This is a genomic window from Nostoc sp., assembly GCF_036917515.1.
Taxonomy (GTDB): Bacteria; Cyanobacteriota; Cyanobacteriia; order Cyanobacteriales; family Nostocaceae; genus Nostoc.
Genome location: NZ_JBALDE010000194.1, coordinates 1 through 22,723 on the forward strand (window position 1 = coordinate 1; position 22,723 = coordinate 22,723).

Here is a 22,723-nt window from a genome sequence, read left to right on the forward strand (position 1 = left end):
CTTTTTCCATTTTTTCTAATCTCCGTAGACTTACAGTATGGACAATGCACAGTATGAACCCTCTCCTCATCCCTTTATTATGCAACACCCAAAAACGTAATCGCCTTTAGAAATATCGATCTCTGTCTAGGTGGAAAAATCCCTCCAAGTAAGTCGAGTCTTAGAAAGAGGAACTCTTAAGAGTGGTCTTGGGAATCCACTATTGATTCGGTGTACTAAATCATATCGTGTCCGGCTAAAAACTTATCATTAGGATCGCAGAGGTGAGGGATTTTTGGGCTTTCTACATAGATTCGGGAATTATAACTAATAAGCCGGACATAGCATCAGTGGCGGGGCAGGATGATGTCAAAAAATCAAGAGTACCTAACTCTGAAGGATGAGCTTATGCTAGTCTAAACTAAATCACTACTCCGAGGTTATGCTTATGCTGGTATAAACTAAATCATTTTTTCAGAGAAATATTTATTAAAAAAATATAATTTTAATGTAGATATGTTTTAAAATTGATGTGTTTGTGTTAAACACTCAGCAAATAATTGCAGTAAACAAAGGGAGGCTATCCTCAACCCAATCAAGTTTGATCAAAAATAAGGCTCATGTACTGTACAAAGAAATTATTTTGTGCATTCACATAAATACCTTGGTTCAGCCTTTTACAAACCATATTTTGTTAGTTGTATAGGCTAGCAAAAATCTAGCTATAAGCCTTGAAAAGCATAGTTGCTATTTTGGCTTCTTTATTAATGCGTAAGTTATAAAAAACTAATTGGTTTGTTTACATAAAAAATATCCTAGTTTGCTTTATTACATTCTATGATATTTTCTAAATAATAGTTTCAAGAAAAATTATTGTTTCACTTACTAATAAAAATAATTGCAGCCCTGATTGAGAATAATTTTGGCTTGAAAAAACTAAAATTTGGTATTATTATTGCTATTTTGAATAAATCAGGTAATTACCATTTTATGCAACATAGCAGCAGATAGAAGCAAGGGTGTAAATGTATAATAAACTTAAAAGTTTTTACCCAATAAATATCTCGTTCATTTTTTGCCAAGAGAAATATTAATTTTAAAAGGAGTAACACAATGAAAACAGTTGGGATGTATCGTCGAGCTTATCCGAGAGTATCAGAAACCTTTATTGGAGAGCAAGCGCATAATTTACAAACATACAAACCATTATTTCTTACTTGTAAACTATTAGAAGAAATTCCTTTTGACAGTATTGCTGTTAGTAATAATGACCAATGGAAAATTAAGCAATTATTTCATATAATTACTGCTTCACCAAATATGTTTGGAAAAGAGGCTGAACTAAAAAATCTAAAATTAATTCACGGACATTTTGGGCCAGATGGTATTTATGCAATGCGATTGGCAGAAAAATTAAATATTCCTTTTATCGTTACATTTTACGGTTTTGATATTACAGTTTCACGTTTATCTATGTGGCTGTCAGGTAATCCAGCATTTTATCAATTTCTTTTACATGAAGAAAAATTAAAACAAAAAGCATCTAAATTTATTGCTTTTTCCAGTTTTTTGTATAAAAAGATGATTGAATATGGTTATCCTGAAGATAAAATTATTAAATTAAATAGTGGTATAGATTTAGAAAAGTTTGCCCCAGCGAGTGAATCAAAAGATGAAAGATATATTTTATGTGTAGGCAGACATACTGAAAAAAAAGGAATTGATACCTTATTAAAAGCTTTTTCCCAGATTGCCAGTAAGCATCCAGATGTGTCAGTTATCCAAATTGGAAATGGCACAATGACTGAAAAATTCAAAACTCTAGCAGATGAGCTTGGTATTAGTAATAGAGTAAATTTTATGGGGGCAAAACCTTATGAAGTAATTCAAAAAACCATGAGAAATGCAGAAATATTTTCTCTACCTAGTCAAACAGCAAAGAACGGTGATAGCGAAGGTTTACCGCTTTCAATATTGGAAGCCGCCGCTTCTGGTTTACCAATAGCTTCTACCTGGCATAGTGCTATCCCTGATGCTATTTTAGATGGAGAAACTGGCTTTTTAGTTAATGAAAAAGACGATCAATCTCTTGCGGAAAAATTAGATATTCTTTTGTCTGACCGGGCTTTAGCTAAAAATATGGGTAAAAAAGGACGAGAGTTTATTTGCGAAAATTTTGATATTCGCAAGCAAACTGCCAAGCTAGAAGCTATTTATGATTTAGTAATTAGTTAGCGACACTCAAGTAAGAGTATCTCAATTTAGATTACTGAATCTCAAGCATTTGTTAATACGCAGAAGTTTTTTAATCCCCAGTTTGGAGACAACTATCCTTTTTTAGCCACCTGTATGCTTATTTATTTGCGATCGCCAGTTATCACAGATTATATAATTAGCAAAACTTACTACGAGCGCAAAATAATCCCCAAAAAAATCCGGGTAGTAAGCTAAAAAATGTACATAAAGCTACTAAAAGTCTAAAAATTTCTCAGTATCTACCGGAGAGCGCTATTCCGGGTTAGGATGATGACTAGCAATCCTTTGATCTAGATATCGATATTGAATTGTTGAAATTTTATGGACCATAGTCCACAAGATGGCAGTATCAACCTCTTCTGAGCTGTGGTGAGGAAGTCTCCCAGCGCGGGGGAGACTTAGGAGATATATATTATGCTCACAGAAGATATTCGTGATTTGCTGAGTGATACTACCGATTTAAACCAGTTGAAATGGGATTTAAATCGCTTGCAACCTGTGGATGTGGGAGAATACATTACACAATTGCCTGAACAACAACGGGCGATCGCCTTCCGTTTACTCAACAAAGGTCAGGCAATTGATGTATTTGAATATCTGCCGACAGAGGTACAGGAAGAACTAATTAATTCTCTGCATGATGTCCAGGTGGTGCACCTTGTAGAAGAGATGAGTCCTGACGAACGGGCAGAATTGTTTGATGAACTACCTGCTGGGGTAATCAAACGGCTATTGCAAGAACTGAGTCCAGAACAAAGGCAAGCAACAGCAACGATTCTCGGCTATCCAGAAGGTACTGCTGGGCGGGTAATGACAACCGAATATGTGCGGTTGCGACAAGGATTGACTGTGGGCGAAGCCTTGAGCAAAATCCGCCGTCAGGACGAAGACAAGGAGTCGATTTATTACGCATACGTTACAGATGACAACCGGACGCTGGTGAGAGTAGTTTCACTGCGCCAATTGCTGTTTACCTTTCCTGATGTTTTCATTAAAGATATTGCTAGCGCTCGCGTCATCAAAGTTAGAACTGAAACTCCTCAAGAAGAAGTGGCGCGAATTATGCAGCGTTACGACTTAATCGCGATCCCCGTAGTCGATCGAGAAGACCGATTGGTGGGCATTGTCACCATTGATGATGTCATGGATATTTTGGAAGAGGAAGCTACAGAAGATATCCAAAAACTGGCGGGTGTGAGTGGTGATGAAGCAGCTTTATCCTCTCCCTTACTCACTATCCGTAACCGCTTACCTTGGCTGTTGGGGATCATGGCTCTGTATATTGGTGCAGCCAGTGCGATCGCCCCTTTTCAATCTGTAATTGCCGCAGTGCCAGTTCTGGCAGTAATCATGCCGATTTTTTCTAACACTGGTGGTACTGTCGGTATTCAATCATTAACGGTGACAATCCGCGGCTTGGGAGTGGGAGAGGTAACACCCAAAGATACCCTAAAAATTCTCCGCAAGGAGCTTCTAGCTGGTTTAGGTACAGCTCTGGCTTTAGCCACAACCATGATCCTGCTTTCTTTAATTTGGGCGCAACCCCAAGAACGATGGGTGGCTTTTATTGCCGGAATGGTAATGGCAACTAATACAATTGTGGCTGTTTCACTCGGTACTTTACTGCCAATGGGTTTGACACGGCTGAAGCTTGACCCTGCTTTGGTTAGTGGCCCATTAGTGACTACAATGCTAGATACAATTGGGTTTTTAACATTCCTCAGCCTAATTTCTCTAGCTTTAAACGTTTTCCATTTGCCAACATGAAGCAAATGGGGGATTGGGTATTAGGGATGGGGCATTGGGCATGGAGAATAGGGAATAGAGAATGAGTCTTTAATACTCGCCGACGAGTCTTTGATACTTGTGAATGAGTCTTTGATACTCGCCGACGAGTCTTTGATACTCGTGAATGAGTCTTTGATACTCGCTGATGAGTCTTTAATACTTGTGAATGAGTCTTTGATACTCGCCGACGAGTCTTTAATACTTGTGAATGAGTCTTTGATACTCGTGAATGAGTCTTTGATACTCGCTGACGAGTCTTTGAACTCCGTTAATGAGTCTTTTAACTCTACTCCCCCTGCTCCCCTACTCCCCTTGTCCCCTTATCCCTCCCTAAATCCTATGCCTACAAGCACCTGGAATCGTCATCACATTCTTTCACTGGCTGACTTTACTGCCGCTGAATACGATACAGTTTTGCAAACTGCGGCCAGTTTTCAAGAGGTGCTATCACGGCGGACAAAGAAAGTGCCAACCTTGCAGGGACAGGTAGTGGCAAATTTATTTTTTGAATCGTCTACCCGGACTCGCAGTAGTTTTGAACTCGCAGCCAAACGCTTAAGTGCGGATACGCTGAACTTTGCTGCCGCCACATCTTCTATGACTAAAGGAGAAACAATTCTCGACACGGCGAAAACCTATTTGGCTATGGGAACTGATATCATGGTAGTTCGCCATCGAGAGGCAGGAGTACCGAATGCGATCGCAGCTGAAATGGATCGTCTAGGTGTACGAGTTAGCGTCCTGAATGCTGGTGATGGTCAACACGAGCATCCATCCCAAGCACTGTTAGATTTATTTACCATAACTACTATAATTGACCCAGATCGCCCACGACTGGAACTTTTAAAGGGGAAAAAGATTGCCATTGTTGGGGATATTCTCCATTCTCGTGTGGCGCGATCAAATATTTGGAGTTTAATTGCCAGTGGTGCCGAAGTGCATCTGGCAGCACCACCAACCCTCTTACCTAAATTATTTGCTGAGTTTATCTCAGAGGAAGTAGAAGGTAGGAGTCAGGAGTTAGAAGTCAGGAGTTATTCTCCTAATCCCCAACTTTTTTTACATTGGCAGCTAGAACCAGCTTTGCAAAATGCCGATTTTGTCATGACTTTGCGCCTGCAAAAGGAACGGATGACGGCTCATTTACTACCAAGTTTGCGAGAATATCATCAGCTGTTTGGCATTACATGCACAAAACTGCAACTTTGTAAACCTAATGTCAAAGTTTTGCATCCAGGCCCAGTTAACCGTGGTGTTGAAATTAGTTCTGAATTGATGGATGACCCAGAATTTAGTCTCATTCAATCACAAGTTACCAGTGGTGTTGCTGTTCGGATGGCACTGTTGTACCTATTAGGTAGCGGCAAGGCTTAATATAATTTCAGTTTGAAATTTACTCCCATCGGACTACCTAACGGAAGAATACCTAGTCTCATCGAAATTATATATTCCTCCGATCGCATGAGGACAGAATTTTTTAATCTTGGCACACTGGTATCGTACAAGTTCAGAGAAGTTGAGAATTTAATAACTTCTAGAAGTGTCGGAGGTCAATATGAAACGAATTTTTTTGACGGCAGCAGCCTTACTCAGCACGCTATCTTTAGCTGCTCCCATTCCCGTCAAAGCAGAAAACTCCGCCCCTGTCCGTCGCTTGTTAGAAACTAGAGAATGTTCGGGATGCAATCTAGCAGGAGCTAACCTCAAAGGCGCTCATCTAATCGGTGTTGACTTGAGAAATGCAAATTTAAAAGGAGCTAATCTCGCAGGTGCCAACTTAGAAGGTGCAGATTTAACTGGAGCTAATTTAAAGTCTGCTAATCTTACACAAGCATTTGTTAGTGATACTATATTAAATAATGCCAATCTTACCAATGTGAATTTGAGTAATTCCCGTTTATATAATAGTGATGTAGATGGCGCTGTTATAGCTGGTGTAGATTTAAGCGGAGCTGATGTATTTAATACTGCCATTAGCATTGGCGGTGAATACTAATGATCACTCATGATTTCCAAGTGATGAGTTAAGAGTTAAACTCTTAACTCATCACTTCTTAAGTTTTATTCGCCGGTAATTGATAGTTCATTAACCCAGATTTTTGGGCAAACTCCACCTGGCGTTAACTCTGGCTCTTTTTCTACATAAATAATTGACTTTAAGAGTTCTAAGAAATCGCCAGCAACTGTTGCTGATTCAATACTCGTCTTAACACCCTGATTAACTAGCCAACCATCAAACGGCAAAGAAAAGGAACCTTGCAAGGATTTAACTCCAGCATGGAGAGCTTGTAAATCATCGATAAAAATCACATTTTCAGCAGTTTCTAAGCTTAACTCCTGCTCAGGAGTTGCTTTTGAAAATACGTGATAAAAATTCGGACTAACGCTGACTTTTGCGCCAATACTAGCATTACCCGTTGGCTGGGCATTTAACCTTTTAGCAGTGCCTGCACTATGGAGAAATCCTGTCAAAACGCCATTTTCAATTAGCGAAATTTGACGAGTGGGAGTTCCTTCGCCATCAAAACTTTCCGCACCAACGTTAGCTGGGTGCAACGCATCATCATAAACTGAAATCAAAGGAGAAGCAATTTGCTTACCTAAATCATTAGGAGTAGATAGACTTTGATTGTCTAAAATACTTTGGGCATTGAACAAGTTAGAAAAAGCACCCAACAGACTTAAGAAAGCTTCCGCAGAGAAAACAACTCGATATTTACCAGTTTTGATTTTTTCATAGTTCAAGTGACTGATAGTTTTATCAGCAGTTTCTTTAATGCAACCATTAATATCTAGATTATCTAAATTTTGGTTGATTCTAAAAGCACCTGCACTGCGCGGTTTTTTGCCATCTTCCTCAGTTTTACTGTAAAGATAAACTGATGCCAAAGAGTGAGATTCAGTTCTCACTGCGCCGTCGCTATTGAGATAAAATCTGTCAATATCTCTTTGTGACAAACCATTATAAGGTACGCCTTTAATTGCTGGATGAGCTGCTAGTAATTCTTTTTCAGCTACCAACAATTTTTCTATAAGTTCAGCAACAGGTGCTTGGGGCGTTTTATCCTGAGGTTTACTTGGGATAGGAGCAGTAGCCTCTGGACTAAAATCAGGAACATTTTCTTTAACACCAAAGAAACTGGCTTCGTAGGCAGTTTTCAAAGCTAATTCCAGTCCCTTGGTGTCTACATCTGTGGTGCTAGTTACACCCATTGTATTATCTTCATTCCAGACACGAACTGTAACACCAGAGCGGTTTGAAGCTTTGACTTGTTTTGGCTCACCTTGGTCTACTTGCACGCTAGTGTCATCAACTGTCGAGCCATAAATGTCAAATTTTTTAATGCCAAGCTTATCAGCATTGTCCTTGGCAGAATTTGCAATCTCATTGATATTCGGCATAGTTAATTTTAGATTTGGGATTTGAGATTTGGGATTGGAAACGATTCCTTTTTTGATATTAAAGTTTGGATTTTGGATGTTATGACTTATATTTTTAGACGAATAACTCGTAATGCCAGCTGCTTTGTTCTAGCCTGAAACTTCTGCTCATTCACAATCCAAAATCCAAAATCTAAAATTCTTATCGCCCACCTACAGTAATAGAATCAACCTTAATGTGGGGTTGTCCGACTGTGGTGTAAATACTGCCACTGACTGAGCCACAAAAACCTGGTGCAATTTCCAAATCTTGAGAACACATGGAAATTTTATTCATAATTTCCTTGGCTTCACCAATCAAAATTGCTCCCTTTAGCGGTTTGGTGATTTTGCCATTTTCAATTAAATAAGCTTCATCAACACTAAAGTTAAATTGACCTGTAGCACCAACGCTACCACCACCCATCTTTTTACAGTAAATACCTTTATCAATGGAGGCAAATAATTCATTATTGCTATATTCGCCAGAATCAATATAAGTATTACGCATCCGGCTAGCAGCAGCATAGGTATAATTTTGGCGGCGTCCACTTCCAGTTCTGGGGTGTCCGGTGCGTGCAGAACCTGTTCTATCTGCTAAGAAGTTTTTCAGAACGCCTTTTTCAATTAAGAGAGTTCTTTGAGCAGGCATACCTTCGTCATCCATGTCAATTGTTCCGAAGGCATTTTCAGAGCGCCCTTCATCCCAAGCTGTCAAACTTTCGTGGGCTATTTTTTCGCCTTTTTTATCAGCAAAGGGAGTGGTATTGCGTTCAATTTGAGTGGTTTCGAGCAGGTGTCCGCAGGCTTCGTGGAAGATTACGCCGCCAAAGTGATTGGCCATAATGATGGGATAAGTACCCGATTCCACGTAATCTGCGTAGAGCATTTTTCCAGCCGATTCTGCTATTTTTTCGGCGGCTTGTTGAGAATCCCAAGTTTTCAGGAAGTTGGCATCACTAGTGTTACCTGCGCGATCGCCAATTGAGGTACGATTAGCACCATCAGCACACAACAAGTTAAATCCTACTGACTGGGTAAGGCGAATATCACGTGCAAAAGTCCCGTCACTAGCGGCGATTAAAACTTCTTGCCAATCCCGGAAATAGCTAGCACGGCGCGATTGGACGTGGCTAGCTTTTTGCTTCAGGTGGGCTGTACCATCTAGGAGGATTTCTCCCATTTCTCGGATGGAGCTACACATTGGTAGCCATGCATCTTTACCTCTTTTGGTGGCGTAATCTCTGAGTAATTCCAGGTTAATTTCTGGGATGAAAGCTTTAGCACCGGGTAGTTGTAATCCTAAGATAGAAAGACCTTTTTCTAAGGCTGCTTTCAAACCGGAAAAAGAAAGGTCATTAGTGCTCACGTAGCAGTCAGCTTTGCCACGAAATACTCTGACTCCTGCGCCTGTAGACAGACTGGGTGAAATACTCGTGATAGCGTCATCTTCTGCAAGAGAACTAATATAGTTGCGACGCTCTAAAAATAATTCGATAAAGTCAGCACCAGCGGCGCGTCCTAGTCCCAGAAGGGTAGCCAGAGGGGCTTCCCAGGTTTCATCGAAACGCTCTGGTGTGGAGGAATATTGGAGAGTGGGAAGTTGATTCGAGAGAAGTAGCGTACTTGTAAGCATGAGTAGCCTCGTCTGCTGGCGTAGTTCAGAGATTTGACTGAAAAATCCTAGTGTGTTCAGTCTAACAAATGAGCAAAAGCCAGAGTCGGCAATTAAGTAGTAGAGGTTTCCTCACCTTAAAAACTCACTTCTCCTCTTAAGCGTCAGTAAGCAACGCCCTTTGGAGAGCGATCGCTTAAACAATTTAATACACCAAATGCAGATAATTTGCGTAACCTTTTGTTTCAATATACTGGCTATGACCCTATCAATGATTGGGTTTGGTCAAAAAGAAGTATGAATGCACTCGCCACTCGACAGATGCTAAACGATATTCTGCAAGTCAAACACAGTTTTGCTCATGGTTTTCCAATTCCCGCATTTTCTTGGACACAAACACCAACTGGAAAAGTTCGGCTTACCGCTAAAGGTATTAAGAATGTTGATGCCTTGTTACAATATCTTGTCGCTGTTACTGATCTTGGTATGAAGCAAAATATTCAAATTATCTATAGCATAGTTGCGCCCTGGTAATCAATGAAGAGAATGCTTAGAGAATCAGTTGCAATACTAGATGTAAAATTTTTAATACATAACTATAATACAGTCTTAGACTATATTATAATTTCTGAAACTATAGAAAGGAAGATGCACCCAGATATATTAGTAAAAGCAACAATTTCATTAAACAAACTTCTTTTTTATTTCTACCTTGCTCATCCCTTTAATCCCACGATTGAGAAATTAGTATTTTCCGATCCAGTTAATTCATAGTGAAAACCTATTTATTATCGGGTTTATTTACGATTTGCCATTTTCAGTGGAATTCTTGCTATTTCTTGCTCTTTGAAAGTCTGACCTAAATTGGAAGTTGGCTGTGTTGATGCTAGATTCTTAAACAAGAGCTTTAGTGTTCGAGTAATAGTTTTAAGAATTTTCATTTTGCTAGCAGTCGGTTTTTGATCATATCTCAAAACCATTGGAATTTCTATGATTTTTGGTTTGAGGGCTTTGGCTTTCAGCAGTAAATCTATCATGCAAGCAAATCCACTTTCAGTGAATAGATTGTCCCCATAATACATATCCAGTTTACTGAGAAAAGTACGGTTATACAGTCTGTAACCACAAGTGTAGTCTTTTACGCCTGGTACACGGGCGGCAATTCTGAAAAGCCAACTGGCTCCGTAACTCATCATCTCTCTAAATTTTGATAAGCCTATGACTTTAGAACCTTTTCGATATCTAGATGCGATCGCAATATCATAGCTCCCAGCTATCATACTGTCATACATTTTTATTAACAGTTCTGGTGGTTGAGTATTGTCGCAATCCATCGCAGCTAAAAAATCACCTTCTTTAGAAATTTCTAAGAAAGTCGTAAAACCTGTTTTAATTGCTTGACCTAAACCAGCATTTTTGGGATGTTGGACTAATTTCAGTAATATACCCAGTGATTGAGATTCTTCTAAAGCAGTCTGAGCAGTTTGATCACTACTGCCATCATCGACAAGAATCAGTTCTATCTCTATATTAAAGATTTGTTGCAATCTTTGAAACTTTTTGAACAAGGGTCGAATTGATTCTTGCTCGTTATATGCGGGTAAAAGAACAAAAAGACTCATAAAGACCTCGTGTGATTTTTAAAAGAAAATGTGATTACTCAAATTTCAAGAATTAAGTAATACTGATTTTTTGAGAAATTCATCGACTTGTCGAACTACTGCGTTGTTATTGACGCTATCATTGACCAACTGTGAGGTATTGACAACGAAAAAATCATCGTTTTCAGTACTCACTTTTGGAACAAGGCTTGAATAATTTAAAACTTGTAGTGGCTGTACTTTAATCGCTCGATTAATATGTGCTGCCACAATGTCATCTGCTTTGAGTTCGGGGAACATTAAACGTATACCTTGGAAAAATATTGGGCGTAATTTGTCATCTGGTTGTTTTAACAACGGGTCAGTGGAAAGTATATATTTTGGTAGGAATGTAATGTGATATCCTGCTGTCTCTTGTAAAGAAACTAAGTTACTCATACCGATAACTCCGGTAAAAGGAATATTTTTATCAGCAATATTTACTACGTAATAAGGAATTAGAGGTTTACGAGTAATCAGTACTATGCAGATTACACCCAGGTATTCTACTGTTTCACCAGCGTCTGAAACTTTCACCAGTTCTTTCGCAGCAACTTGTTGCAAGATATTAACAGGACCAGTAAAAATGACTTTATCAAAATGCTCTTTTTTACCCTGATATTCTACCCACATTCCACCCCCTGGATGAGGTGCGATATATTCAACTGCAACACCTTTGTGGATATGACCTCCAGCCGTGTAAATTAATTTTTCTATATGGTCAAAAACAGTTTTATAACCGCCAGAGACATAACCAAGTTGTTCTTTATTTAATGAAGAATCGCGCGCTGAAAATAGTCGTTTGATATAAGCCCAGATAAAAACTGCTGATATTCGTTTATAGTTTTCTCCTAATTTGGATAAAAGCAAAGGTTTCCAAAGTTTTTCGTATGTGTTTTTACCACCGAGTTTCAATAGCCAATCTTCAACTAAAATCTTCTCTAAACGCCGCCAGTTATTAAGACGTGAACCATATAGGAGAGTAAAAGCTAATCTGATTTTACTGATAAGTCCAAATAAAGGAAAACGTAGGAATTCTATACTGTTACTAATAGAATAAAACTTTCTATTGTCATAAAAGCCTGTTAAACTTCGATGCCAACGCAGTTTATCTCCAAGACCAATATCTCTGATAAAATTTATTAAATGAGTATCAGAAGGTAGGATAACGTGATAAAAGCGATCCCAGGTAAATAATCCGTAATCATGATAGGTAGTAAGTCCACCAAGCTGCTTGTTGCTATCAAAAACAGTGACTTTATGTCCTTGATGTGAAAGACGTTGAGCTAATACTAGCCCAGTTATGCCTCCGCCAACGATACCTATATTCATAAATTAAATTTAGATTTTGTGAAAATGTTTTAGAGGATGATATTCAGAATTTGTTAATACTAAGCAATTTGATTATTTGCCTATTAAGCTATTAATGTACAACCAGAATTACGCCAGTTATAATAACGGAAATTCCTAACCACTGGCTAAACATAACTTTTTCTTTTAAAAGATAATAAGATGCAATTGGTACAAATGCATACATTAATCCTAAAACTGGAAAGGCTTGACTTAAAGGAATTGTCCGCAATACATAAAGCCACAATATAGTCATAAATGTATAGCAGATAAACCAAATCAAAAAATAACGAGATAATAGGAGATTTTTGAGAGATCCGCTTTCTCCTTTATTAGAGTTAGAAATGTAAAGTCCATACTTGAGTGAAAGTTGAGCTGTTGTTCCAAACAAAACGACAAGCATTAAATTTAGCCAAGTAAAAATACTCATTCTTATTAATTTCTTAAGTAATTAATTATCTAAATTTGAACTTTCTTATGGGATTAACTACTAAAATAACACCCAATAATATAGTGATTACTCCTACTATTCGAGTTAATGTAATCACCTCATTAAAAAAGTAGTATGAACCGAAAAGTATCCCGACATAATTTAAACTAGTCAGGGGATAAGCAATACTCAATTTTACAGATCGTAGAGCCAATATCCAATTTACTATTCCTAAACAGTAGACAGTAACAGCTAATGATAATTTCTGAAAAAACTCCCAAGTAAATGCTCCCTCATTTATATGAATCATGGCATTTTTCATCAGCAATTGTCCACAGATACTAAATAAAATACTTACAAACAAAATAATATAAGGGATTATTTTAAAGTTTGAACTTTTTTGCAACATAGATTTCATTGTACTTTGCCTTAATCAAGATAGTAGGTATGAACTGGACAGTCAAAAACCAGTTGTTTTGAACATTAAGAAGACTATGTTGAAGTGACTGATATCAAAATGCTCGTTGAAGCTCATGCCCTAGAGTTAAAAACTAAAGACTATGTCATATTCCAGGATGATTGCTCTATCATGGAAGCATTCAATATGATTCAAAATAAAGCACGCTTAATTGTTTTACTGGATTAAATACTCCCAAGTAAACCAGTTTATTGCTTGGCAATTGGGACAATCAATTTAGAGTTTGCCCAACTGTGAATTACAGATATTTTCTGTGCTACCTAGGTTTGCTCCAACACTATTTTGAGTGCGATCGCGATAATCTAGTAGATGCAGACATAACGAAGGTTGAGAACTTTGTTGCAAGTTCTCTCTATATACACAAAGTTTGCAGCGTGCGTAGGTGTTACCTGCACTTTGGCATGATTCGACTCTGCTCACCAGCCGCTCAGTGACCATCGGTAGACATTACTGATGCTAAACTCAGATTACACCCACATATTCAACAGATGCACCTAAATCAAAATGGATTGCCAGAATTTTTGATTAATCCATTAGTTAACTTTCATCAGTTGTATCCTGCTGTAGAAATCTTTTGAAGATACTATTGATCTTTTCAAGCTATAAAACTTGGCTGGATTGAGAAATATTCTCTATTTGCTCCAGGAAAGTTGATTAATGTATTGAACATATCATAAAATTTCTCCCGGCTCACAGACATATCTGTAATCTTGGCTAGCAATTAAGCCGATTTATAAAGGTAAAGGTTTTTACTCAAATTGAGTATATATACGTGCTCTTTTTGGGCATGGGAACACAAGAAGTAATACAAGTCTGACTGGCTGCGTAAATCATAGAGAGATAAATCAATCTATAGGAATACGCTTTACAGATTTATGGGGAATTTTACTGAATGTCCAAATGGAGCCTCTTGAAAAAAATAACTAATGCAAACTAGCATTGGCTAATCAACTTTAAAGTTGACGTTACTTGCATTGAATTTGAGACATTTCTACACCATTTAGTATTAGGGTTGTTTGATTTTTTATCCTAATTTTAAATAGGCTGTTTTTTTTCTCCAAATTTATTGTTACACGTAATTACTTACTAGAATACCATGAGAAAGACATGTTGCAAATTTATCGTCGTACTTTATCAAAAATTTATTTACTCACAAATACACTTAAACAAAAACTTCATAAAACAAGATTATGAATTTTTGTTTTAAAAATTTGGACATTTATAAAGCAATTTCTGGGTATTAAACTTGTACAAGTAAGGATTTAGTATCAGACTCAATAAGTAGAACGGCGTAAATATTTATAGTTGGAATAAGGCAAAAGGCAGGAGGCAGAAGACAGATGGGAAAAGGTTTTAGCCTTATTTATCTTTATTAATATAGTTGTGTTTTTTCCCACCAACTAACTTAAATGCAAAGCTAAGAGTTGATTAAAAAAATTGAAACTTGACTAAAAGTACTTGTACTGGTAATACAATACAACGTTACACTAAGTAGGTCGGCGTAAATAATTATTGTTGAAATAAGGCAGGGGGCAGGGAGCAGGGAGCAGGGGGAGAAAGAGTTTGAGCCTTATTTACTTTTCTTCACACAGTTTGGTTTTATTGCACCGACTTACTTAAATTACAGCCAGAATTTTAGATGATAATTGAAAGTTTGAATTGTGTTCTTCTATTTATCCACAGAAATCTCCATCTAATTCATGTATCTTAGACAGAGCTAGTAGTCCGCTAATTTTCGCTGGCTAGGTAGAGGTTTTTCTATTGTTTGGACTCATTATCCTCACAAAAGTCTGTTAGTAATGATGAAAATAATGATTAATAATCCAAATTATAGCCGTAGCCACATAGGTTAGGATAATGTTGATTGCTAAAAGCTTTGATTTCACTGGATTTATACTTAGCACTCAGCACTTTGCTATAAATCTGCCAAGGTGCTAATATTAGACTTAAAATCAAGCTAATAGCTGTAAAGTATGCAATTTTATTAGTACTCTTTTTGAAGAAGTAGGGAGTAGCTAAAACAGTAGATAATGGTATCAAGAAAAACAACGCTAAGTTTCCTTGGCTGGCTATAGGTTTATCTAGATTGTTTTCCTATTGTTTGGACTGATTATCCTGCAAAAGTCTATTGGTAATCACGAAGACAATGATTAACAATCCAAACTGAATCTGCCAAGGTGCTAATACTAAACTTAAGATCAAGCTAATCGCTGCGAATACACCTGCAAGATATGCAATTTCATCACTACTCTTTTTGAAGAAATAGCCAGTAGCTAAAGCAGTACATAGTGGTATCAAGAAAAACAAAGCCATTTTACTAACCTCTGAACTAAAGGTTGTAGTGTTTTTAAAACTGAATTTTTTGGAAGTGGGTTGATTTTACACCCAACAAGGTTTTGGCTACAAGAGTCGATTGAAATAAATATTATAAAAAGTCAAGATTATGCAACGTTATATATTATTAAGCCAATTGGAATAATTATTGCGACAGATGAAGTGCCTAAAAGCTTGACAACTCTCTTTTTGTGGTGGATATTGTACGTAGCGTGCTTTAAAATCAGGTACTAAAGGCTACGGGACATTACGTGGTGTTTAGGAACAGACAATTTCTGTGGATGATGTTACTTTTGCCGTTCTCCCGACTCAACCAAGGTGCTAATACTAGACAAATTCTCATTCATCTACGCAGATTGAAAGGGTTTAAAACTTGCGTAGGTGGGCGTAGGTGGGTTTGTCTATTTCGTCAATTGCACTCCTGTGAGCAATCATCTGGTAAATTAGCTTAAAATTTTGGCCTTGCGCCGGGATAAGGATCTAGCATATTACCTTTAGAAGTAGCATTTTCATTTTAGACACCTAATGCTGAACATTCCTCAAATACTGGCAACTGAAATAAACCTCAAATCCCATCAGGTGCAAAACGCGCTGGAACTTTTGGCAGAGGGTGCAACAATTCCCTTTATTGCACGTTACCGGAAAGAGCGCACCGATGAAATGAATGAAGTGCAACTACGTGAACTGGCCGATCGATATACTTATTTAACAGAACTGGAAGAACGAAAATCGGTGATTTTAAGTGCGATCGCCCAACAAGGTAAACTTACAGATGAACTCAAAGCCAAAATCTCATCCTGCTTACAAAAAACTGAACTTGAGGATTTATACTTACCCTATCGACCAAAACGCCGCACCCGCGCCACCATTGCCAGAGAAAAAGGACTCGAACCATTAGCAGAGTTCATCAAGTCGCTAAATGTCAAAAATGCTGCAATTGCATCCTTGGAGGAAGCAGCAGCTAAGTATATTTCGGAAGCGCAGGGAGTAAAAACAGCAGAAGAAGCACTCAAAGGTGCTGCTGATATTTTGGCGGAAGAAGTAGCTGAAAAAGCTGATTTACGCGCATATATCCGCGACTATCTTTTAGAAGAAGGGGTATTTATCTCCCGCATCAAAGATGATTATCCTGAAGGTACAACTAAATTTGAGATGTACCGTAACTATCAAATTAGGGTAAAAAATATTGCACCCCACAATATGCTAGCCTTGTGTCGGGGTGAAACTGAAAAAATATTAAGCTTTGAAATTGCTTTCGATGAAGATACCCTACTTTACTATCTTGAGTCGAAAGAAATTAAAACCAAAGTGCGGACAATTCGGGATTTTTATCAGGCGATGCTGAAAGATGCATTCAACCGTTTGATGAAAATCTCTCTCATGGGAGAGGTAATTTCTGAAAAAAAAGTTTATGCAGACATAGAATCAATCAAGACATTTGAAACTAATCTGCGGGAGTTACTGCTGTCTGCACCAGCAGGGATGAAACCAACACTGGCGATAGATCCTGGATTTAGAACTGGGTGTAAGGTTGCTGTCCTCGACCAAACTGGACAATTTTTGGAATATCAGGCGGTATTTCCCCACCAAGCAGCTGAACAACGACTCAAAGCTGCACAAACTGTCAAAAATCTGATTGAAAAGTACAAAATTGAGTTAATTGCCATTGGTAACGGTACAGCGTCTCGTGAGACAGAGGAATTTGTCACGCAAGTATTACAAACCATAGAACGCAAACCAGTTAAGGTGATGGTGAATGAGTCTGGCGCATCTATATATTCTGCTAGTAAAGTGGCGCTGGAAGAGTTTCCCGATTTAGATATTACCGTACGCGGCGCAATTAGTATCGGTCGCCGTTTGCAAGATCCTTTAGCGGAACTGGTAAAAATCGATCCCAAATCCATTGGTGTGGGACAATATCAGCACGATGTCGATCAGAAGTTGTTGAAAAAGAAATTGGATGAGACTGTAGAAAGCTGCGTAAACTACGTCGGCGTAGACTTGAATACCGCTTCTAAAGAACTCCTCACTTCCGTCTCTGGGATTACAGTAACAGTTGCTAATAATATTGTCGCTTATCGCAACCAGCATGGAGCCTTTAAAAATCGCCGACAACTGTTGAAAATTCCGAAGTTGGGGCCAAAAGCTTTTGAACAAGCAGCGGGTTTTCTGCGAATTCGTGGCGGTGATAACCCTTTGGATAATACAGCAGTGCATCCAGAGAGTTATTCTGTAGTAGAAGCGATCGCATCCGATCTAAATGTGCCATTAAATCAGGTAATACAAATTGCTGAAAAACTCAAAAAGACCAACCTGAAGAAATACGTTACCGATAGCGTCGGCGAACCCACACTGCGCGACATTCTCAGCGAACTCGAAAAACCAGGTAGAGATCCCCGTGCTGAGTTTAAGTATGCCACCTTCAAAGAAGGGATTAAAGAAATCAGTGACTTAAAAATAGGAATGGAATTAGAGGGAATTGTGACGAACGTCACCAACTTCGGTGCTTTTGTCGATATCGGCGTACATCAAGATGGCTTAGTACATATATCCCAACTTGCTGATAGATTTATAGACGATCCCAAAAAAGTGGTCAAAGTTGGACAAGTAGTCAAAGTGCAGGTGCTAGAAATCAACGAGAAACTTAAGCGGATTGGTTTGTCGATGAAAGCAGTTAAATAATTAGAAACAGCAGATGGCAGTTTATCAAGTTCGATTGATCAATCCTACACTTGGATTAGATCGCACCATTTCAGTACCAGACGATCAATATATTTTGGATATGGCACAAGAAGCTGGTATCCGTCTACCATCTGGGTGTAAACAAGGCGAATGTTCTGCGTGTATTGCTAAACTTATTAGTGGTGAAGTCGATCAAAGCGAGCAAAAATTCCTACGTCCAAATGAAATACAGGCTGGTTATGTTGTTACTTGTGTAACTTATCCTTTGTCTGATTGCACTTTAGAAACCCATCAAGAACAAGTCTTATATAAATCAGCCCTTTACTATAAGCCTGAGTCAGGAAATCCTGAGTGATTTTTGCCTTGAAACATTAAATTAATCTTAAATTTTTAGGGTGTGTTAAGTTTGTTTAACGCACCCTTCAAAACATTACAATGGGTTAGACATCTTCAGAAATTTATATGCGTTATCCACAATCGTTATAGAGACGTAGTACTGCTATGTCTCTACTCCTATGTCTAATGTATAGGCGTACAGATATGCGCCCATAAAATGTATTTAAAACCGCTATAGTTTTATCAATGATAGACCTAATGGTAGAAAGAAATTCTATCTTGCAAGGGAGGAGAAACCCTAGCAGATAGTCAAAGATGATATTAGAAGTCGCAAAAAAATTTCTAGTTATTAGGTAAAAACAATGTTGACTCCACTTTTAACCGCGCTAATTACAGCTTTGAGCTTGTTGATTGTTGATATCGTTGTTCCAGGCGTTAATATTGCTAATTTCCCCGCAGCTTTGATTGCTGCTTTAGTAATTGGTCTAATTAACGGTTCAGTTAAACCAGTTCTGTCTACTCTTTCCTTACCACTTAACTTTCTCTCATTTGGAGCATTTTCGCTCGTTGTCAATGGTTTGTGTTTTTGGTTAGCAGCTGTGCTAGTTCCTGGGTTTGCAGTTCATGGAATTATTGGTTTCCTGCTGGGGCCAGTAATTTTAACTTTTGCTAACACCTTTATTAACAACTACTTTGTTGAAAGAAATCTTTTAACCAGCAGTGGTGATGTAAAAAATCAAGCTGAATTACCTTCTTCTAAATAAGTTAGAAAGAATAGAAACGCAAGTTAAATCACGTTTCTAACCTACATAAAATCTCCGAAGTGGATTTCCTAATTCGGCATCTCAAATGTAATTAAACAAAATCACAAACTTGTAAAATCATGAAATTAGTTCGTTTTCTTTTAGGTTTGTTAGTTCCTCCTTTAGGCGTTTTCTTGACAGTTGGAGTTGGGCCGACTCTGATTATTAACATTTTGCTCACAGTTTTAGGTTGGCTTCCTGGTAGTATTCATGCGATTTGGGTTATCGCCAAGCATGATGAGCAAGTTAATCGAGAAGGACGTATTTATTAATACGCAATAATAGTTTTATAAATGGGTAATTGTTGCACGAAAATTACCCATTTACTATTTTTTATAGTATAGTAAAGCCCTCATCCCTCAATTGGAATAAAGAGAGCTAGTTTCAAAGTTTTCAAAGTCCTTCTCACCATTTTGGAAGAGGGATTTAGGGTCAAGGCTTTTGATTCATACAAAAAGTATAATGAAAACTACTGTTTCAACAAAATAGGGTGAGAATTCCTCACCCTATTTTTCTAGGTCAATTAAATGCCAAAGCAGTCTATTTATGAATAGTTTCACGTTCTTTAGCAGCAGGTTCCTTGTCTTTGGGTTCCTTATCTTTGAATAAATCAGCCGCCGTTAAAAGTAACTCTCTCAAGGTTTGTTTGATTTGACGCTCTTTTCTTGCTAGAGATGTACCAGCTTCACCCAGTTTATCTTCTAGTTGCGATCGCTTCTGTTCTACCTGTACAACTACAGACTCTGCTTGGGGACGAGCTTTATCATACCAGTGTTTAGCCTCGTCTAGATAATCTTGAACTTCCATATTACGTCCGCCATAGCGTGCAGCCATATTAGCTCGGACAATGGCTAGCTGTGCTTGCAGTTGCGCGTAACGTTTCTTTAACAATCCTACTTCTTCACTATCTTTAATAGCATTGACAGCAGAATCAATGGCAGTTTTGGTACTAGCTGGTTTTTCCTTACCCGTCTCTTCAATTTCTGCCAAAATTACATCAACCTCTTGCTGGAGTTGTTCTTCTTCACCATCAAGTTGAGCTTGTAGCCTTTTTATATCTGTTTGAGTTTGAGCAATGCTTTCGTGTCTCTTGCTATTAATTCCTTCCAATGCTCCTTCAATGGAAGCTGTTACTTCATCTTTGAGTTCGCTGCCTTTTTCTTGGAAGTTTTCGACTACAGCAGAAACTGCATCTTTCACAATACTACGAACTTCACTAGAACCTTGTTTAAACTCAGAAGCTACTTGAGAAACTGCGGATTTTACTATTTCTCGAATCCGCTCAGTTCTTAATTGTCCAGTTTCTTTCGCTTGTTGCAGGTCGGCTTGAATTTGTTGCTTTATATTGTTAGGCATTTTCAACTCGTAGAATTTAACTAATTGGGATAAAATTTTCTAGAAATGTTCTTACATCCATATTATGGCGTAGCCCAATCTGGCTTGGTACTTCCTTTAGATAGAAAATTCTTGCCCCCAAGAGGTGATATGTAAGATGTTGCCCATTTGTGAGATGATGAATATTTAGTGGTAGTAATTGGGAATGAAATATGTGGCAAGTAAATATTACTTGTTCGGGTGATGCCTGGAAAATTTATGGTACTGAATTTAAAGCGATCGCCCAAAAATATCAAGGTGAATTGATTGGTTCCAAAAAAATGCCAGATGGTACGCGCATCATGTCTTATAAAATTGAGGATGTTAGCGATGCCGAAGCTTTTCAAGAAGATTGTGCTAATTTTGCCGGATTTACAACTGATTTTGAATCCCTCTAGTATTGATTCTGATATTTATGCCTGCAACTAATATATCCAAATCTGGAGAAGTTAATTGAAAAAACTACTTACATTAGTATTAGTAACGTTTTTGTTATTAATCAGTACTTTTACTTTACCTGCTAGTGCAACAGATACAGTTAATAGTGAACAAATATTTAGTGTTCATTGTGCTGGTTGTCATATTAATGGCAGCAACATAATTCGGCGAGGTAAAAATCTCAAAAAGCAAGCGCTGAAAAAGTATGGCATGGATTCAATAGAGGCAGTTACATCTATAGTTACCAATGGTAAAAATAATATGCCAGCCTACAAAGACCGTCTCAATGAACAGCAAATTCAAGATGTTGCTGCTTACGTTCTTGAGCAAGCTGAAAAAGGCTGGCGTTAAAAAATTAGGAGTTAAGATAGATACGATTAGTTGCGTCTATACGTTAGAAGTTAGGGATTATGAATTATCAGTTATGATTTATCTATTAGTAATTGTTAAGTGTTCCCATTCCTAACTTTTCACTCCTAACTTGAAAATGAACTTACCCGCAGCTAATCGTCTCCAATTTACTCCCGATTTGAACATCTGCCGCATATTAAACGGGATGTGGCAAGTCTCCGGCGCACACGGACGGATCAATCCCCAAGTCGCTATTGAGACTATGTTCAAATATGTAGATGCTGGCTTTACTACTTGGGATTTAGCAGATCATTATGGCCCTGCGGAAGATTTTATTGGTGAGTTTCGCTGTCAACTAATTGATACTCGTGGGAAAGATGCTTTATCTCAGGTGCAAGCTTTTACAAAATGGGTACCTCGTCCAGGCAAGATGACGAAAAAATTCGTCGAGGAAAATATTAATATTTCCTTAAGAAGGATGAATGTACAATCTTTAGATTTGATCCAATTCCATTGGTGGGAATATCAGGATAAAAATTACCTGGATGCCCTCAAATATATGGCAGAACTTCAGACTGAGGGTAAAATTAAGCATCTAGGTTTAACTAATTTTGATACGGAAAACTTGAAGATTATTACTGAAGCAGGTATCAAAATTGTTTCTAACCAAGTGCAATTTTCCCTTATTGACCGCCGTTCTGAAGTTAAAATGGTGGAGTTTTGTCAACAGCATGATATAAAGCTTTTCAGTTACGGTACACTTTGCGGCGGTTTGTTATCAGAAAACTATTTAGGAAAACCAGAACCACGAGGATTTGATCTATCTACTGCTAGTTTGAAAAAATATAAAAATATGATCGATGCTTGGGGTGGTTGGCAATTATTTCAAGAGTTGCTGGCTATCTTAAAGGAAATTGCTAATAAGCATAGGGTAAGCATTTCTAACGTGGCAGTGCGTTACATTTTAGATCAGCCAACTGTGGGCGGTGTGATAGTTGGTGCCAGACTTGGGGTATCTGAACATATAGAAGATAACGCTAAAGTATTTAGTTTTAGTTTAGATGCAGACGATCGCGATCGCATCAATGCAGTATCTCGCCAATCACGCGATTTGTATCAACTTATCGGCGATTGCGGCGACGAATATCGGCGATAATTTCAGGAAAAAGGTGATAATACGGTGAAGGTTACTGTGGAAACTACTGCTGTCAGCCATGCCCCTAAACTTCACCTTCGCCCTCAGTCAACAGCAAACTTTTGAACTGCGCTGTAATTATGGCTCGCGTCGCCTGGATAAAACGGAGTTGGCAGCACTGATTGATTTGTATGAGCAAAATTACTATGCTCAACAAAAAGATTATAGCGGTTCTCAGTTGGGTGCAATATAGTAACAGCAGTGGGTGAACCATCCAATAATGTCTTTTTTAGTTACCGCATTCAGAGCATTTG

The 22,723-nt window shown here is 38.1% G+C and carries 21 protein-coding genes; 13 read left to right on the top strand and 8 right to left on the bottom strand.

The window, feature by feature from the left end; genetic code table 11:
• Positions 1 to 1,092: 1,092 nt before the first annotated feature.
• The 4 genes from V7K89_RS25900 (at position 1,093) to V7K89_RS25915 (ending at position 6,019) form a co-directional block, all read left to right on the top strand.
• Positions 1,093 to 2,214, top strand: a complete 1,122-nt coding sequence (locus V7K89_RS25900; RefSeq protein WP_335192275.1) for a glycosyltransferase — start codon at positions 1,093 to 1,095, stop codon at positions 2,212 to 2,214.
• A gap of 435 nt (positions 2,215 to 2,649) precedes the next feature.
• A complete protein-coding gene (gene mgtE / locus V7K89_RS25905; RefSeq protein ID WP_335192278.1) occupies positions 2,650 to 4,002 on the top strand; it encodes a magnesium transporter in 1,353 nt (450 codons plus the stop codon).
• Positions 4,003 to 4,362: 360 nt separating this feature from the next.
• Entirely contained in the window at positions 4,363 to 5,397 is a 1,035-nt protein-coding gene (locus V7K89_RS25910) for an aspartate carbamoyltransferase catalytic subunit (protein ID WP_335192314.1), read from the top strand.
• A gap of 181 nt (positions 5,398 to 5,578) precedes the next feature.
• Positions 5,579 to 6,019, top strand: a complete 441-nt coding sequence (locus tag V7K89_RS25915; RefSeq protein WP_335192280.1) for a pentapeptide repeat-containing protein — start codon at positions 5,579 to 5,581, stop codon at positions 6,017 to 6,019.
• Positions 6,020 to 6,084: 65 nt separating this feature from the next.
• Here V7K89_RS25915 and V7K89_RS25920 read toward each other — a convergent pair whose 3' ends face one another.
• Both V7K89_RS25920 and V7K89_RS25925 read right to left on the bottom strand, forming a co-directional pair.
• Positions 6,085 to 7,425 (bottom strand): TldD/PmbA family protein, encoded by a 1,341-nt coding sequence (locus V7K89_RS25920; RefSeq protein WP_335192282.1) that lies wholly within the window; start codon positions 7,423 to 7,425, stop codon positions 6,085 to 6,087.
• A 181-nt stretch (positions 7,426 to 7,606) separates the two neighbouring features.
• A complete protein-coding gene (locus V7K89_RS25925) occupies positions 7,607 to 9,079 on the bottom strand; it encodes a TldD/PmbA family protein (protein ID WP_335192284.1) in 1,473 nt (490 codons plus the stop codon).
• A gap of 219 nt (positions 9,080 to 9,298) precedes the next feature.
• Between V7K89_RS25925 and V7K89_RS25930 the strand changes: the two genes are divergently transcribed.
• The gene (locus tag V7K89_RS25930; protein ID WP_335192286.1) at positions 9,299 to 9,592 is read left to right on the top strand and encodes a hypothetical protein; all 294 of its coding nucleotides are present in this window, start codon (positions 9,299 to 9,301) and stop codon (positions 9,590 to 9,592) included.
• 263 nt (positions 9,593 to 9,855) lie between these two features.
• Here V7K89_RS25930 and V7K89_RS25935 read toward each other — a convergent pair whose 3' ends face one another.
• From V7K89_RS25935 to V7K89_RS25955, 5 genes are all read right to left on the bottom strand, one after another.
• Positions 9,856 to 10,680 carry a glycosyltransferase family 2 protein gene (locus tag V7K89_RS25935; protein ID WP_335192288.1) on the bottom strand — a complete coding sequence of 275 codons (825 nt, stop codon included), beginning with the start codon at positions 10,678 to 10,680 and terminating at the stop codon, positions 9,856 to 9,858.
• 45 nt (positions 10,681 to 10,725) lie between these two features.
• Positions 10,726 to 12,030: an NAD(P)/FAD-dependent oxidoreductase gene (locus tag V7K89_RS25940; protein WP_335192290.1), complete on the bottom strand. Its 1,305-nt coding sequence runs from the start codon at positions 12,028 to 12,030 to the stop codon at positions 10,726 to 10,728.
• A 91-nt stretch (positions 12,031 to 12,121) separates the two neighbouring features.
• Entirely contained in the window at positions 12,122 to 12,478 is a 357-nt protein-coding gene (locus V7K89_RS25945) for an EamA family transporter (protein ID WP_335192292.1), read from the bottom strand.
• A gap of 25 nt (positions 12,479 to 12,503) precedes the next feature.
• On the bottom strand, positions 12,504 to 12,896 hold the full coding sequence (locus V7K89_RS25950; protein WP_335192294.1) for an EamA family transporter: 393 nt from the start codon (positions 12,894 to 12,896) through the stop codon (positions 12,504 to 12,506).
• A gap of 2,154 nt (positions 12,897 to 15,050) precedes the next feature.
• Positions 15,051 to 15,269, bottom strand: coding sequence for a hypothetical protein (locus V7K89_RS25955; protein WP_335192296.1), 219 nt, complete (start codon positions 15,267 to 15,269; stop codon positions 15,051 to 15,053).
• A gap of 546 nt (positions 15,270 to 15,815) precedes the next feature.
• Here V7K89_RS25955 and V7K89_RS25960 point away from each other — a divergent pair.
• From V7K89_RS25960 to V7K89_RS25975, 4 genes are all read left to right on the top strand, one after another.
• Positions 15,816 to 17,972, top strand: coding sequence for a Tex family protein (locus tag V7K89_RS25960; protein WP_335192298.1), 2,157 nt, complete (start codon positions 15,816 to 15,818; stop codon positions 17,970 to 17,972).
• A gap of 13 nt (positions 17,973 to 17,985) precedes the next feature.
• On the top strand, positions 17,986 to 18,327 hold the full coding sequence (locus V7K89_RS25965; protein WP_335192301.1) for a 2Fe-2S iron-sulfur cluster-binding protein: 342 nt from the start codon (positions 17,986 to 17,988) through the stop codon (positions 18,325 to 18,327).
• A 343-nt stretch (positions 18,328 to 18,670) separates the two neighbouring features.
• The gene (locus tag V7K89_RS25970; RefSeq protein WP_335192303.1) at positions 18,671 to 19,072 is read left to right on the top strand and encodes a phage holin family protein; all 402 of its coding nucleotides are present in this window, start codon (positions 18,671 to 18,673) and stop codon (positions 19,070 to 19,072) included.
• 119 nt (positions 19,073 to 19,191) lie between these two features.
• Entirely contained in the window at positions 19,192 to 19,383 is a 192-nt protein-coding gene (locus V7K89_RS25975; protein ID WP_179067870.1) for a YqaE/Pmp3 family membrane protein, read from the top strand.
• Positions 19,384 to 19,651: 268 nt separating this feature from the next.
• On the opposite strand, the gene V7K89_RS25980 is transcribed toward V7K89_RS25975, so the two are convergent.
• Positions 19,652 to 20,467 carry a histidine kinase gene (locus tag V7K89_RS25980; protein WP_335192305.1) on the bottom strand — a complete coding sequence of 272 codons (816 nt, stop codon included), beginning with the start codon at positions 20,465 to 20,467 and terminating at the stop codon, positions 19,652 to 19,654.
• A 191-nt stretch (positions 20,468 to 20,658) separates the two neighbouring features.
• Here V7K89_RS25980 and V7K89_RS25985 point away from each other — a divergent pair, with 191 nt between their 5' ends.
• The 4 genes from V7K89_RS25985 to V7K89_RS26000 all read left to right on the top strand — a co-directional run bounded on the left by V7K89_RS25985 (position 20,659) and on the right by V7K89_RS26000 (position 22,662).
• Complete coding sequence (locus tag V7K89_RS25985; protein WP_335192307.1) at positions 20,659 to 20,883, top strand: hypothetical protein; 225 nt, start codon at positions 20,659 to 20,661, stop codon at positions 20,881 to 20,883.
• A gap of 55 nt (positions 20,884 to 20,938) precedes the next feature.
• Entirely contained in the window at positions 20,939 to 21,274 is a 336-nt protein-coding gene (petJ, locus tag V7K89_RS25990; protein ID WP_335192309.1) for a cytochrome c6 PetJ, read from the top strand.
• 136 nt (positions 21,275 to 21,410) lie between these two features.
• A complete protein-coding gene (locus tag V7K89_RS25995) occupies positions 21,411 to 22,430 on the top strand; it encodes an aldo/keto reductase (RefSeq protein WP_335192310.1) in 1,020 nt (339 codons plus the stop codon).
• Positions 22,431 to 22,488: 58 nt separating this feature from the next.
• A complete protein-coding gene (locus V7K89_RS26000) occupies positions 22,489 to 22,662 on the top strand; it encodes a hypothetical protein (RefSeq protein WP_335192312.1) in 174 nt (57 codons plus the stop codon).
• The last annotated feature ends 61 nt before the right edge of the window (positions 22,663 to 22,723 follow it).